Source organism: Methanobrevibacter sp. AbM4 (assembly GCF_000404165.1).
In the GTDB taxonomy this organism is placed as follows: Archaea; Methanobacteriota; Methanobacteria; order Methanobacteriales; family Methanobacteriaceae; genus Methanarmilla; species Methanarmilla boviskoreani.
In genome coordinates, this window is the sequence record NC_021355.1 from 1,642,917 (window position 1) to 1,657,500 (window position 14,584).

Here is a 14,584-nt window from a genome sequence, read left to right on the forward strand (position 1 = left end):
TATTCAACAATCGTCTTTTAATCAACATGAAAAAACCTATTGATTTGAACATATAATAAGGGTTTGGTAATATGATAGATGATAGGGTCAAATTAGAGGATATTAAAGGAGTAGGAGAAAAGCTCTCAGGTAAAATTATACGGGAACTTGGGGGAGAAGAGAACCTATATGAAATTGTGGATAACCTGGAACTTGAAAAACTTACGTCAATCGAAGGAATATCCCAGAAAAAAGCAATTGAAATAATGAATCAACTTCTTGGAAACCCTAAACAAGAATTTTTAAAAAGTGATAGGGCTGTAGAAATCTATGATGACATCATACAGAAAATATTAGCTTATTCTAATACGGAGTATTCCAAAAATAGAATATTGCTACTTTCACCTACTAAGGATAAAGAAAGAATAAAGTCCAATATCCAATTTGTAATGGATGCAAAAGAAAAGGTGTCAAATTTACCCATCATAAAACTTAAAGGTTTAATGAAAAATTTACATAAACCAATTAAACCAAAAGCACAGTTCGATGCAAGTAAACTCATATTAGTAGAAAGTGATGAGGACAATGCTTATTTAACAGATTTAGGACTTAACCAATATTTCTCCATTATTACTGCTAGGAACTCACCTACCCTTATAGAGGAAATTAGAAACTACGAATTAATATTGTATGTTTATTCCGAGGGACTTCTTGATTTTAGCGATTCACCTAACGTTGTAATGATAAGTAAAGAATCTTCCAAAGAGGAAATCGTTCCAGACATCATGTTAAATTATTTTAATTTAAATAAGGAATTGTTTAAAAATGTTGGAATTATTAGAAAAATACTTAATTTAGACACTGTCCTTGAAGATATAGAACCTATTCTTGACGAGGTAAATATCGTTGAAAAGGATAATGTTGATATTGATGGGGCAGTACATGATGCTAAAGAATATGGTAATAAGAAACTTAAGGAGGAAATAAAGAATATTGACCTTGAAGGGGAGGAAGTGTTAGATCTATTAAATCATGAAATGCCATCAAAACTTGAAAATATCCTGAAAGACACATTAACCGAATTAGATGAGATGATTTATAAAGAAACATCAATAAGATTTGATCCTTTTATTAAAAAATATCCTCTTGAAATTGATGAGGATGAAATCAGACGTGTAAAATGTGATATTGAATCAAAACGCGAAAATAATATCTATGACATGAAACTTAACGCTGCAAACCATCTTAAAGCAATAAAAGACAAGGCAGAAAAAGAGGTTGAAGAGGTAATTAAGTTCGACTATGAATTTTCACTTGGAAGTTTCGCATATGAATATGACCTACACGCACCAGTAATATCTGACGGATTTAAATTTAAAGGGGCATTACACTTAAATCTTGCACTAAAGAATCCTGAAAAGATTCAGAGAATTGATTATGAACTAAGTCCCAGAGAGAACATAGCCCTTTTAACAGGCGCAAATAGTGGTGGTAAAACCACATTACTTGAAACCATAAGTCAAATTTCAATAATGACACAGATGGGACTTCCGGTATGTGCGGAGTCTGCGGAAGTAATCATTCTTGATGAGATATATCACTTCTCCAAAAAACGATCACTTGATGCAGGTGCTTTTGAAACATTTTTGAATATATTTATGCCAATTGTTACTACAAACAGCCAGAAATTAGTACTTCTTGATGAACTTGAAGGAATTACAGAATTAGAGGCAGCTGTCAAAATTATATCAAGCTTTATTGAAATGATTGAGAAAACAGATTCCTTCGGTATTATTGTAACACACATGGCAAAGGAACTAATGCTATATACCGATGTTAGAGTGGATGGTATTGAAGCTAAGGGATTAGATGAAAACTATGATTTGATTGTAGATAGAACCCCGAAAATGAATTATTTAGCTAGAAGTACACCGGAATTGATTCTTAAAAGAATCTATGAAAACTCCGAAGGTACTCTAAAAGAAGTTTATGGAGAGGTTCTTAAAAAATTTGATTAAACAAATAGCTAAAACTAGTCAAAAATAAATTTATCTACCAAATGTAGTTTACCTTTATTACATGCAGGACACTTATCAAAATTCCATATAGAATCTACAACATTACCACATTTTCCACATTTCCTATATGCATTGTAAGGACCCTGATGTATACCATCTTCACCTACAATTTCCAAGAAGAATATGATGTTTTCATGTTTAGATACTTTTCTAATTAATTGTTCCACTTCATTAATACTTAAATCGGATTTATTATCTGTCAAATCATATTCAGTTACAAATTCTTTACAATGGGGACAGTACCATACTAAAATAAAACCTGAGATTAGAGATGCAGTCTTGGCTCTAGAAGTCATTATCATTAAAGCTTCCTCATTAATCTCGGTTAAATCCTCATTAAAATAGAAAACTCTATCTACATGTTCATATTGAAAATCGCAATTATCACATAAAAATAAAGAATATTTACTCATATTTAAGTTTTTATTAAATATTAACTTAAATCTTTTTGTTCTATCAATTAAATTGAGATAATTTAAAAACTTAATATTTAAAACTCTTTTAAGATAATGAAAGTTGAGATTCAATTAAAAACAATGAGATTTTTAGATAACCTAAAATTTAAATCAGGAAGTATTCACTAAATTAAAACAGTTAAAACAATAGATTAATAACTAAATAATTAAAACAACCACCAATAGTAGCTAAAAACAGATAAAACAAGATAGAATGATACCTAAAATAATTAAAATACTCAAAACAATAACCAAAAACAGAGATATGGCTAAAAAGATTAAGATAATCTTGTTTAACCATAATAAAAGTAAAGAATTTAGAAAAGAAATTAAATCATTTTATTCATAATTCGGATCTTCTTTAATAACTTTTCTAAATTCAGGATATTTGGTAATAAATTCCCTAACTTCCTGATTCTTTAAGGCGGTGATGAATTTACTATGTTTATAATAATCTAATTTATCTTGATGATTTAAGTAAATATGGAATAGAACACTACATTTAGGATCTTCAAGTAATCTATCACGATAATAGACAAATGTAGAATCATATTTAACCATTATATCAAAAATTGCTGCTGGAATATAATCATATAATTTAAAAATATCTTTAGAATTGTTTTCAATAAAATCTTTATTAAGTTTTATAGGAGATTCTTCATTTTCCATGTAAAGTTCGGTTGTTAACATTATAATCACTTCTATTAAATTTTAAATCTACAAACTTATCTATAAAGATAAAAGATATTATCACAGATCATCAAGATATGTGATACAATAATGAATATCACATACACAAATATAAACCTTTGCATTGTCTAAAAAACAATTTAAAAATTAAACAAATTGAAAAAAATAGCCATAATAACAATATTTTAATGAAAATAGTTCAAAAAAATAATTTCCATTAAATTAAAATCCAATGATAATAATTAAGAAAAAGGAGTTTCTGGTGAAATTACAGACAATAAAACAAAAAATAGAATATGTCCATTATTCAAGATATCCGATGTAAAATATACAAACAACAATTAATAAAAAGTTTTTTTAAATAAAAAAAAGATAGAAATGGATAAATTATTATAAAAAATTAGTTTAAATCATCTAAACTAAGATTACTATAATATTTTATTTTATCTAATTCATCATATGCAGAATTATCTTTAATTAATTCTTTAGAATAATTAAAACCTTCATCTAAAGATTTAACCTTATTTGCAACATATAAAATCCCTGCAGAATTCATACATGCCAAATCTAATCTTGCTTTATCTTTATCAGTATCCTGTTTATTTACAAGAATATTTTTAATTATTTTAACGTGATCATCTTTTGATTCTGGAGCTCTGATATAATCAGGATTTACACTATTACATCCAAACGTTTCAGGGCTAATATAATCAACCCTAATTTTTCCATGGTTTATGAATGCCACTTTTGTCTTACCTATAATTGAGATTTCATCCATTGCAGGATTACCCTCATTATCAAAACCATGTAATACCATTGCCCTTTTTCTTCCAAGGTTTACAAGTACCTCTGCTATATCCTCAATTAAATCCGGATCATATATTCCAGTAAACTGTGCATTAAGATTAGATGGACAGGTTAAAGGACCTAAAAGATTAAAGACAGTACGGGTACCTAAACTCTTTCTAATACCCATTACATTTTTAGTTGCAGGATGGTATTTTGGAGCAAACAGAAATCCATAATTACAATGTTCAAGTGAATAAGAATTTACCTCTGGATCAGGCATTATATTTACACCTAACGCCTCTAAAACATCAGCACCACCACATTTACTGCTTACAGATCTATTACCATGTTTGGATATCTCAGCACCACCTGCAGCTGCAATAATTGATGCTGCTGTACTTACGTTAAATGTTTTAAAATTGTCCCCACCTGTACCACACACATCTAGGAGATACCCCTTTGGAACATAATCAACATGGCGACCATAAGACGCCATGGTCTTTGCAAATCCTGTAATTTCAGGAATAGATTCCCCTTTAATTCTAAGGGCAATTAAAAATCCTGCTATAATGTTATCATTACAGTTACCTAAAATCATATCCTCCATACATTTAGAGGCCTCTTCTTCGGTTAAATCCCTTTGTTCATCAAGTAAACTATCAAAAATCTCTTCAATCATATTAACATCACACTATTCTTTTTTAGTTGCTTTTTTCATAGATTTAACAAATTCACTTATTTCCTTAAGCATTTTATTTTTATCATCAAGGTTATCTGCAATCCTATTAATTATTGCACTTCCAACAATAGCTCCGTCAGCACCAGATGCAATTACCTGTTTTACATGCTCAGGTTTTGAAATTCCGAAACCAACACATAATGGCATATCAGTATGTTGCCTCATCCTCTCAATCATATCAGTTGTATCCATATCAACATTTTCCCTTACACCGGTTGTACCCATTACAGAAACTACATAAATATATCCACCTGCATATTCTGCGATCTTTTGAAGTCTTTCATTACTTGTAGTTTGAGCTGCAATAAATACTTCTTCAACACCATATTTATCTGCAGCTTCCCTTGCATCTGATGATTCTTCAGGAGGCAAATCAGCACATAAAACTGCATTAACACCTATATCCGCCAATCTTTTATAAAACTCATCAATACCATATTTATAAATTAGATTATAGTAAAGTAAAAGTCCAAATGGTTTATCAGTATAATCCCTTAATTCCTCAAGAAATTTGAAGCAGTCTTCCACTGTAGTTCCTGCTTTAAAAGATCTGTTATCAGCATCTTGAACCGTTTTTCCATCTGCAATAGGATCAGTAAATGGAAAACCTATCTCCAAAGCATCTGCCCCACTATCAATTAAAGTCTTTCCAATTTCCAATGAAGTTTCATAATCAGGATCACCAACTACAATAAATGGAATAAATATACCTTCATTTTTAGCTTTTGCCTCTTTAAAAATCTCATCAAATCTTTTCATTTCCATAGTCTCACCTAAAACTAATCTACTTTAACTCCTAATTCTTTAGCAACAATATTCATATCTTTATCCCCTCTTCCTGAAAGATTAACAATGATGGTTTTACCTTTATTTTCAGGCTGTTTTGCATATTTAATTGCATAAGCAACAGCATGTGAACTTTCAAGAGCAGGAATAATACCTTCAACTTCACATAATGTCCTAAATCCGTCTAATGCCTCTTGATTATTAATTGATACATATTGTGCACGTCCAATACTATCCAAATATGCATGCTCCGGACCTACTCCAGGATAATCAAGACCTGCAGACACACAACTAGCTTCTATTATTTGACCCTCATCAGTTTGTAATACTTTAGACAATGAACCATGTAAAATACCATCAGTACCATTGGTAATGGTGGAAGCGTTTTCATCGGTATCTGCACCTTTTCCACCACCTTCTACACCAATTAAATCAACGGATTCATCATCCACAAATCCTGAGAAAATACCCATTGCATTACTTCCACCACCAACACAGGCAATAACAGTATCTGGAAGTTTACCTTCCAATTCCAATATTTGTTTACGGGCTTCAGTTCCAATAACACTTTGGAAATATTTTACAATGGTAGGATATGGATGGGGACCCATTGTAGTACCAATCAAATAATGAGTATTCTCCACATTGGAAATCCAATCCCTAAATGCTTCATTAATAGCATCTTTTAATGTTCTTGAACCTGCATCTACAGGAACAACTTCGGCACCAGATAATTCCATTCTAAATACATTCATTTTTTGTCTTTCAACATCTTTAGATCCCATATAAACTGTTACATCCATACCTAATTTTGCACCAATTACCGCAGTTGCAATACCATGTTGACCAGCACCTGTTTCTGCAATAAGTCTTGTTTTACCCATATATTTTGCAAGTAAACCTTGACCAATCGTATTGTTAATCTTATGAGCGCCGGTATGTAACATATCCTCCCTTTTAAGATATATTTTACATCCTAATTTTTTTGACAAATTCTCGGCATAATATAATCCGGTAGGTCTTCCTGCAAATTCCTTTAAATATTTATGATATTCTTTTTGGAATTTTTCATCTTCCATAAATTTATAAAATCCCTCTTCCAACTCTTCAATAGCCGGCATTAATAACTCGGGAGCATATACTCCACCATATTTACCAAATCGTCCATCATATTTCATAAATAACACCTATAAAAATTTTTTTATAATACTCGAATAAAAATCAATTTTTGAAAAATAAAATTCTAATGTTTAAATCACATCTATAATCAAATATATTAAATGAAAATTAATTATTTTTAATTAAATTAACAATATCTTCAATTTTATCAACGTTCTTAACTCCAAGTTTATCTTCAACTCCACTATTTACATCAATCATATCAAAACTATCCAAGTTTTCATAAATCGATTTTAAATAACCATAATTTAATCCACCTGCAAGTATAATTTCACAGTTCGGATTTTCTCCTTTTACCATATCCCTTGCTTTTAAAGCTGTTTCAATTGGAATATGAGTATTTGTTCCACCAGTTAAACCGTCTTTAATATAATCCAATAATATTCCATCTGCATGATTTGAAAACAACTTTAAATCTTTTATTGTTTCATCTGTAATTTCATCTTTTATTCCAATTACTTTAATTATAAATAAATCTTCCAATTTACTGTGAAGCTCATCTATTGAATCAATACTTATATTTGAGTGGAATTGAAGTCTTTTAATATGTGATTTATTAACTTTTTTCAAGATATCCGAAGGATTCGAATCATCTAAAATCAAGGTTGGATAATGTTTATCATCCATGTCTTTTGACAGTTCAATAACCTCATCTAAATCAAGATATCTTTTAGATCTTTCGATATTAATAAAACCAATATGATCAACATTTAATGTGGAAATCTTATCGATAATATCCTTATTAGTAATGCCACAGATTTTAATCTTTAAAGACATTTTAACACCTGTTTAAACCTTTATTTAAACTATAAACAAATTCTTTAGTTTCATCAATAGATTTATTCCTAAGCAAAGCTGTTCCAATAAGTAATCCATCGGCACCATAAGATTGTAGAAGTCTACCGTCTTCAACGGTATTAACTCCACTTTCTGATACCAGATAGGATTTTACATATTGCCCTAAATCCTTAGTTTTATTGAAATCAATGGTAAAATTAGATAGATCACGATTATTAATACCAATAATTGGAGCATTTAAATCATTGGCAGCTTCAATTTCTTCCTTGCTATGACATTCCACCAAAGTATCCAATCCAAGATCATTTGCAATCCCCATATATTTTTCCATATCTGGACAAACATCACTGATAAGCAATATACAACTTGCACCTGCAATAGCCGCCTCATAAACCATGTATTCATCTATTAAAAAATCCTTTCTCAAAACTGGTTTATCGGTAGAGTCTACTGCCTTTTTAAGATTTGAAAGATTACTCTTAAAGTATGATTCCTCGGTTAAACAGGAAATCATATCCACATTAACCTGATTATAAACATTCATTACATCTTCAACTTTTACAGAACTGATATGTCCTTTAGATGGAGAAGCAGGTTTGAATTCAGCGATGATTTTGGTATAATCATTCTTTTTGAACTCCTCTAGGAACCTAAAACTATTATCAATAGTGGATACTTTATCCTCTGCTTCTTTTTTAATTTCAAATAAAGATTTTTTATCCTTTTCTTTCTTAATAATCTCTTTTTTATTTAGGATAATCTCATCAACTACACCCATAATACCACAACTTATAGTTTCAAGAAATTTTGGATAATTAAATCAGAATAGTGAGCCCCGATAGATTCCGGATGAAATTGAAGACCATAAACTTTTTTATCGTCATCCTCTATTGCCATAATAATATTATCCCCATTTCTTGCCGTGACTTTAATATTAGAAGGAACAGTTGAATCGTCACATATCAATGAGTGATATCTTATAATGTCAAATTCCTCAGGTACTCCTTCAAATAGTTTTGACTGTGAATGTTTAATTGTATCCTTTTTACCATGAACCGGTTTAGATTTAATTATACTGCCTCCATATGTATAAAAGATACCTTGATGACCAAGACAGATTCCAAGAATCGGAGTATCCTCCATTTTTAATATTACCTCCCCACAGATACCAAAATCATCGGGATTGGTAGGATTTCCAGGACCTGGAGATATAATAATATGGGAAGGATTTAACTCTTCAATCTCTTCTAAAGTTATCTTATCATTCCTTACAACTTTAATATCACTATTAAATTTACCAATTAATTGATAAAGGTTGTAAGTGAAAGAATCATAGTTATCAATTATCAATATCATATCTATTCCTCCATTTTTTCTCCAGCTTCTTTTAGAGCCTGTACAATTGCCTGTCTTTTACGGGCACATTCCAAATATTCATTTTCAGGTATTGAATCATATACAATTCCTGCACCTGCCTGGATTTCTGCTCTTTCCTTATTAGTTGTTAATGTTCTAATTGTTATTGCAAAATCAGCATTACCATTAAGTCCAAAATATCCTACTGCTCCACCATAAGGACCTCTTCCATAGTTTTCCTTTTCATTTATAATATTCATTGCCCTTATTTTAGGAGCGCCACTTAATGTGCCTGCAGGGAAAAGACTCATAAAAGCCTCAATAGCATCCTTATCATCCTGAATTTCACCTACAACATGTGATACAATGTGTTGTACATGTGAAAATTTTCTAATCTCAACAAATTCTGGAACATCTACGGTACCAATTTTAGAAACCTTTCCCACATCGTTACGTGAAAGATCCACCAACATTAAATGTTCTGCAAGTTCCTTCTCATCAGATAATAAAGATTTTTCAAGTTCCAAATCCTCATTCTCATCCTTTCCTCTTGGATGAGTTCCTGCAATAGGATATGATTCAAGAACGCCTCCTTCAAGTCTCATCAACATTTCAGGAGAGGAACCTATTATCTCCCTATCCCCTAGTTTAATGTGATACATATAAGGGGAGGGATTGATTTTTCTTAGATGTTCATATAATGGCAATTTACTACCTTTTAGGATGAAATTTTCTGAATTGGACAGTACAACCTGAAAGATTTCACCATCGGTAATCTGCTTTTTAGCTTGAGAGACAATATTTTCATATTCTTCTTTAGTAAAATCATCCCTTAATTTTTTATATTCTAGAATTCCATTGGTATGAACTTCATTATAAATTCTGTCAATCAAATCAAGCCTGTTTTTATTATAAGTCACATATTCACATTTATTATTAATCCTATCATAGATTACACAGTCTAAAAATAGACCAAATTCAAAGTCAGGATAGGAACTTTTGTTTGTAGGAACATCTTCAATATATTTTATGGATTCATAGGAGACATAACCTAAAAGACCACCATAAAATCCTTTAGCAGGAAAATCATAATTGGTTAATTGTTTTAAATCCAAGAATGGATTTTCACATTCATATTCAACAACCTTATCATCCGTTGTAACAGTGACCAAATTATCATGAGCCTTAATTTTTGCAATTGGATTGAAACCCACTATTGAAAATCTTGCAAGTCCGCTATCAGTTTCCATTGATTCAAGTAAAAATGCATCATTATAGTTATAATATAAATTTTTAAAAAGAACAAAAGGGGATTCAATATTTACATCAAATGATTGAGGTTCTCCTATAAAAGATTTGATCTTATCATATATTTCTTTTTTTGAAATAGTACCACCTTATTTTTCAAGATTATTAGTTAAAATTTTTAAGATTTTTAAATAAAACATAATATTTACAAATTAAAACAATAAATTAACTATTAAGAAACAATATTCTATTTTAAAAAACATTGAATCATAATATAGACTTAGAAAGATCTTAATAAATTATTTAATAGTAATCTTTCCATATATAATATTGCTACAAAGTACTATTTAAATCTTTATTGTACAAAAATGTACATAGTATATTTTTAGGTTATAAAAAAGTATTTAAACAATTTAATTAAAAAATTTAATTATATGAAAGATATTTAATTTTAAAAGGATTTTATAAAATAAATTTATACAATATCCAGAAAAAACAGATTAAAAAATTAGATATTGAAAAGATTAATTAAAAAAAATTTTTATTAAATATATCCAACCAACTTGATTTAATAAAAATTAATTAATCCTATTTTAAAAAAAAATGATTTGAATTTAATTAAGAATCATTATAAAACTTTTCTAACCAACGGAGATAATATGAAGAAAAGCCATAATTTAATAATTATAATAATACTTATCTGTTTAATATTTGCAGTTATTGCAGTGGTGGCAGGTAGCATAGAAAGTTCAAATGATACAAGCAAGGAAACTGTAGGAGTTAATAATTTCACAGAGTCCGTTTCTAGTTTATTTATAAATAAGCTTTCTAAAGATCCATCAATAATTGGGGAAAATGAAAATGGTACAGTTAGCAAATACTATTATGGTAATAAATCATCAAATGAAACAATTATAATTATATTAGGCGTTCATGATCTGGAAAGTGGAATACATAATGCGACTAATGAAACATTAAAGGAAAGAAATGATAGTAATAACCTTAGTAAAAATTATGTAGTTTATTTCGTTAAAATCAACCACAACCAAACCAAGTATAATGTAAGTGATTATAATACAAATAGGCGTATGGGAGAATTACTTGCAAATGATTATATTGTCAATGATACAAAACAGTACAATCCTAAACTTGTAATGGATGTTCATGAGATGGAAGTTTATTATGACAGCACTACATTCCTATTACCTATCACCGAAGATAGTAAAGGTGAAGAGGATGGAACAAAATTAGCAAATCTGATAGGTGTTGAGAAACATGCCACATATACTGCAGGTACAAGTCCCCAATATGTTACAGAACCTATCAGCAATTTAGGTTATGAATCAATGATCTTTGAGGTAAACCAAGGATATAATCAATCAACTAAAAAAGATTACGCCGAAAGATTAATAAATGCTATTGAAACATTTGAATAATAACCTAATTTAAATTATTTATTATTATTTTTTTAAGATTTTAATTCATTTTATTAATGTTTATATTTGAACTTGTTAATTGTTCTTTGATATGTTTTTATTTTATTAAAGTGGTTGGAAAATAGCATAAATCTTTAAAGTTATTTTCTATTAAAAATAGAATCATTTGTAAGTTTATATTAAAAAATAATAAAAATAGATATTTTTTAAAAAAAAGACGATTTATTAAAATAGATTAAAATTAAAAAAACTATTTTTTATACTTATCTTAAAAAGCTGGCTATAAAAATTAAATATGATTTAAAACTTATTTTATAGTAAATAAATGATGAAATGGAGTTTGAGATGAATAAATTCAATAAGATACCAATACCAATATGCGGTGTTTTTCTAGCTTTAGTTAGTCTTGGAAATCTTCTTGGGGAGACAAATATCACTGTTAAATATTTACTTGGAACAACTGGAGTAATTTTAGTTTTAAGCTTATTTATTCAAACATTAAATGATATGGAAGATTTTAAGAATAATTTAGATAGCCCCATATTATTAGGTACCTTTGGAACATTATCCATGGGCCTTATGGCATTTAGTACATATTTTCTGAATTATAATAACAATATGGCATTAATTATCTGGTTAATTGGATTGATAATACATATATTAATAATTATAATATTTACAAAAAGATATATTATTCATGGAAAATTAGAAGATTTAACCACCAGCTCCTTTATCGTTTATATAGGAATAGGCATCGCTGCAATGACAGGCTTTAAATTTGATCAATTTAACTTTATAAATTATGGAACTTTCATATTTGGTTTATTAAGCTTTATTATATTGTTTTTCATTGTCAGCTACAGATATATTAAGTTACCAATACCTGATTCAACCAAACCTCTCCTATGTATTTATACTGCACCGGCAAGTATAATTTTAGTAGAATACTTCAGATTAAATATTCCAAAATCAGTTAATCTAATAATTTTTGCATATATAATTGCATGTATTTTATATTTATTTGCGTTTATAAATCTAATTAGATGTCTTAAATTACCATTTTATCCCAGTTATGCAGGTTTCACCTTCCCATTTGTTATAAGTGCAACTGCAACAACATTAGTAAATCAGTATTTTATTAATTTAGGAACAAAGATTTATATGCTGGATATTTTAGATAATATTGAAATTACAATTGCCATATGTATTGTGTTATACGTTTTAGTTCGATATTTACTTTATATTTTCAATATAAAAATAGAAATAAAAAAAAATAAAAAAATAATCAAATGCCTACTACTAATTAATATCAATTAATTGATTAAAATTGATTATAAAAATTTTTTAAAACCCATAACAAGTTAAAATATGTGATATTTTAATTTTAAATGTTATTTAATCTAAAAAATCTAGTTTTTGAATAATTTAAGATGATGAAAATGATTTAAAAATCTGGATAGTTCAAATCTAGATAAATACTCTTTTTTTAAAGTCAACAATAAACTAGATGAATGAAAATTAAAAAATAATCTTTATTATTACTAATAGAAAACTAAATTGAAGAAATTCTTAAATATGTTTAAAAATCAAAATAAATTTTTTAAAAAAAATTAAACATTTAATATTTATAATATCAAAAACAAAGGTTAATCTAATGAAAATTAGGACTAGAACAAATAGAAAAACATTATCAAGATTTAATGAAATTGTTACTATCTTCAGACATTATGGTTTCGATTATCTTTTAGGCCAATCCAGATTTAGTAAATACAATCCATTTAAAAAAACAGGCTCAGAAGATCCGGAACAAGCTTTAGATGATAGTGTACCTGCTCGTTTAAGATTGATGTTTCAAGATTTAGGTACTACCTATATAAAATTAGGTCAACTATTAAGTACAAGACCCGATATTGTTGGAAAAGATATTGCCAATGAATTAAGTAAACTACAAGATGATAATCCCTCTGTTAGTTATGACGAAATTCAGAATATGATTGAAAATGAGTTACATGATTCTATTCCTAATTTGTTCAAAAGTTTCTCCAAAAAACCAATAGCGACTGCTTCAATTGGTCAGGTACATAAAGGAACTTTACCTACCGGTGAGAAGGTAGCAATAAAGATTCAAAAAGAGGGACTTGAAGATTTAATTCAAACCGATTTAAATATCATGAAATTTATTGCAAAGCAAGTAGATAAGGTATCCATACTTAAGATTTATAATCTACCTGGAATAATTGATGAGTTTGAAAGATCCATTAAAAAAGAAATCAATTACAACCAGGAACTAATGAATATGAAAAGAATAGAATATGATTTCAGAAATGATAAAACAATACATATTCCTAAATCATATCCCGAATATAGTTCTAAAAAAATATTGACAATGGAATTTATTAAAGGTGAAAAACTATCTAATGTCTTTGATAGTGATGATCCAAAATATAATAAAAAGTTGATTGCAAATAGAGGAGTAAAATCTTATTTCCAACAAATATTCATTAATGGATTTTTCCATGCAGACCCCCATCCTGGAAACATATTTATCATGGATGGAAATGTAGTGTGCTTTATTGATGAGGGAATGATGGGTTTACTTGATAAGGAATTTAAGGAAAACCTTGCTGAGCTAATGATTTTCTTCACAGAACAGAACATTGAAGGTTTAATTAATCAGTTGCTTTATATGGATATTCTTACTGAAAAAACAGATTTGAAATCACTGAAAAGGGACCTAAATGATCTATTCAGTGTATACTACGGAGCAGAACTTGGTAAGATTAAGGGTGCTATGGAGGATTTAATCAATTTAATGAGGAAGTATAATGTTAAACTTCCAAATGAATTTGTATTAATGGCACGTGGAATTGCAATGATTGAAGAAACAGGACAGAAGTTGGATCCAGAGTTTGATGTGGTTCCAGTACTTCAACCAATAGCAAGAAGAATTATAAGTAAAAAATTTAGTCCGACAAAGGTATTGGATATATTTAAATCAAATATCTTTGGACTAGAACATATGGTAAAGATTCTTCCTAATCGTGTTAATAA

The 14,584-nt window shown here is 28.8% G+C and carries 13 protein-coding genes (1 of these 13 running past the window's edge); 4 read left to right on the forward strand and 9 right to left on the reverse strand.

What is annotated here, in order from left to right; genetic code table 11:
- Positions 1–71 precede the first annotated feature (71 nt).
- Positions 72–1,997 (forward strand): DNA mismatch repair ATPase MutS family, encoded by a 1,926-nt coding sequence (locus ABM4_RS06970; protein WP_016358976.1) that lies wholly within the window; start codon positions 72–74, stop codon positions 1,995–1,997.
- Between the two features lie 14 nt (positions 1,998–2,011).
- Here ABM4_RS06970 and ABM4_RS06975 read toward each other — a convergent pair whose 3' ends face one another.
- The 9 genes from ABM4_RS06975 to ABM4_RS07015 all read right to left on the reverse strand — a co-directional run bounded on the left by ABM4_RS06975 (position 2,012) and on the right by ABM4_RS07015 (position 10,237).
- Positions 2,012–2,470, reverse strand: coding sequence for a hypothetical protein (locus ABM4_RS06975; protein ID WP_016358977.1), 459 nt, complete (start codon positions 2,468–2,470; stop codon positions 2,012–2,014).
- Between the two features lie 381 nt (positions 2,471–2,851).
- Positions 2,852–3,202: a hypothetical protein gene (locus ABM4_RS06980; RefSeq protein ID WP_016358978.1), complete on the reverse strand. Its 351-nt coding sequence runs from the start codon at positions 3,200–3,202 to the stop codon at positions 2,852–2,854.
- 400 nt (positions 3,203–3,602) lie between these two features.
- Positions 3,603–4,670: an anthranilate phosphoribosyltransferase gene (gene trpD, locus ABM4_RS06985; protein WP_016358979.1), complete on the reverse strand. Its 1,068-nt coding sequence runs from the start codon at positions 4,668–4,670 to the stop codon at positions 3,603–3,605.
- A 12-nt stretch (positions 4,671–4,682) separates the two neighbouring features.
- Complete coding sequence (gene trpA / locus ABM4_RS06990; protein WP_016358980.1) at positions 4,683–5,495, reverse strand: tryptophan synthase subunit alpha; 813 nt, start codon at positions 5,493–5,495, stop codon at positions 4,683–4,685.
- A 14-nt stretch (positions 5,496–5,509) separates the two neighbouring features.
- Positions 5,510–6,694 (reverse strand): tryptophan synthase subunit beta, encoded by a 1,185-nt coding sequence (trpB, locus tag ABM4_RS06995; protein WP_016358981.1) that lies wholly within the window; start codon positions 6,692–6,694, stop codon positions 5,510–5,512.
- A 109-nt stretch (positions 6,695–6,803) separates the two neighbouring features.
- Complete coding sequence (locus tag ABM4_RS07000) at positions 6,804–7,472, reverse strand: phosphoribosylanthranilate isomerase (protein WP_016358982.1); 669 nt, start codon at positions 7,470–7,472, stop codon at positions 6,804–6,806.
- A 1-nt stretch (position 7,473) separates the two neighbouring features.
- Positions 7,474–8,271: an indole-3-glycerol-phosphate synthase gene (locus ABM4_RS07005; RefSeq protein WP_016358983.1), complete on the reverse strand. Its 798-nt coding sequence runs from the start codon at positions 8,269–8,271 to the stop codon at positions 7,474–7,476.
- Between the two features lie 11 nt (positions 8,272–8,282).
- On the reverse strand, positions 8,283–8,849 hold the full coding sequence (locus tag ABM4_RS07010) for an aminodeoxychorismate/anthranilate synthase component II (protein WP_016358984.1): 567 nt from the start codon (positions 8,847–8,849) through the stop codon (positions 8,283–8,285).
- Between the two features lie 2 nt (positions 8,850–8,851).
- Complete coding sequence (locus ABM4_RS07015; protein ID WP_369751285.1) at positions 8,852–10,237, reverse strand: anthranilate synthase component I family protein; 1,386 nt, start codon at positions 10,235–10,237, stop codon at positions 8,852–8,854.
- Between the two features lie 519 nt (positions 10,238–10,756).
- Here ABM4_RS07015 and ABM4_RS07020 point away from each other — a divergent pair.
- The 3 genes from ABM4_RS07020 to ABM4_RS07030 form a co-directional block, all read left to right on the forward strand.
- Positions 10,757–11,533 carry a hypothetical protein gene (locus tag ABM4_RS07020; RefSeq protein WP_016358986.1) on the forward strand — a complete coding sequence of 259 codons (777 nt, stop codon included), beginning with the start codon at positions 10,757–10,759 and terminating at the stop codon, positions 11,531–11,533.
- Between the two features lie 333 nt (positions 11,534–11,866).
- A complete protein-coding gene (locus tag ABM4_RS07025) occupies positions 11,867–12,850 on the forward strand; it encodes a TDT family transporter (protein ID WP_083925417.1) in 984 nt (327 codons plus the stop codon).
- Between the two features lie 337 nt (positions 12,851–13,187).
- A protein-coding gene (locus ABM4_RS07030; protein WP_016358988.1) for an AarF/ABC1/UbiB kinase family protein crosses the window boundary here: on the forward strand, positions 13,188–14,584 show its 5' portion. Its footprint extends 244 nt past the window's final position; only the first 1,397 of its 1,641 coding nucleotides appear in the window; it begins with the start codon at positions 13,188–13,190; the stop codon falls past the right edge of the window.

What these genes read in the sequence shown, in the direction of transcription:
- trpD (WP_016358979.1), bottom strand. Translation starts at nt 4,670, where the DNA reads ATGATTGAAGAGATTTTTGATAGTTTACTTGATGAACAAAGGGATTTA.
- ABM4_RS06980 (WP_016358978.1), bottom strand. Translation starts at nt 3,202, where the DNA reads ATGTTAACAACCGAACTTTACATGGAAAATGAAGAATCTCCTATAAAA.
- ABM4_RS07020 (WP_016358986.1), top strand. Translation starts at nt 10,757, where the DNA reads ATGAAGAAAAGCCATAATTTAATAATTATAATAATACTTATCTGTTTA.
- ABM4_RS07025 (WP_083925417.1), top strand. Translation starts at nt 11,867, where the DNA reads ATGGAGTTTGAGATGAATAAATTCAATAAGATACCAATACCAATATGC.
- ABM4_RS07000 (WP_016358982.1), bottom strand. Translation starts at nt 7,472, where the DNA reads ATGTCTTTAAAGATTAAAATCTGTGGCATTACTAATAAGGATATTATC.
- ABM4_RS07010 (WP_016358984.1), bottom strand. Translation starts at nt 8,849, where the DNA reads ATGATATTGATAATTGATAACTATGATTCTTTCACTTACAACCTTTAT.
- trpB (WP_016358981.1), bottom strand. Translation starts at nt 6,694, where the DNA reads ATGAAATATGATGGACGATTTGGTAAATATGGTGGAGTATATGCTCCC.
- ABM4_RS07005 (WP_016358983.1), bottom strand. Translation starts at nt 8,271, where the DNA reads ATGGGTGTAGTTGATGAGATTATCCTAAATAAAAAAGAGATTATTAAG.
- ABM4_RS06975 (WP_016358977.1), bottom strand. Translation starts at nt 2,470, where the DNA reads ATGAGTAAATATTCTTTATTTTTATGTGATAATTGCGATTTTCAATAT.
- trpA (WP_016358980.1), bottom strand. Translation starts at nt 5,495, where the DNA reads ATGGAAATGAAAAGATTTGATGAGATTTTTAAAGAGGCAAAAGCTAAA.
- ABM4_RS06970 (WP_016358976.1), top strand. Translation starts at nt 72, where the DNA reads ATGATAGATGATAGGGTCAAATTAGAGGATATTAAAGGAGTAGGAGAA.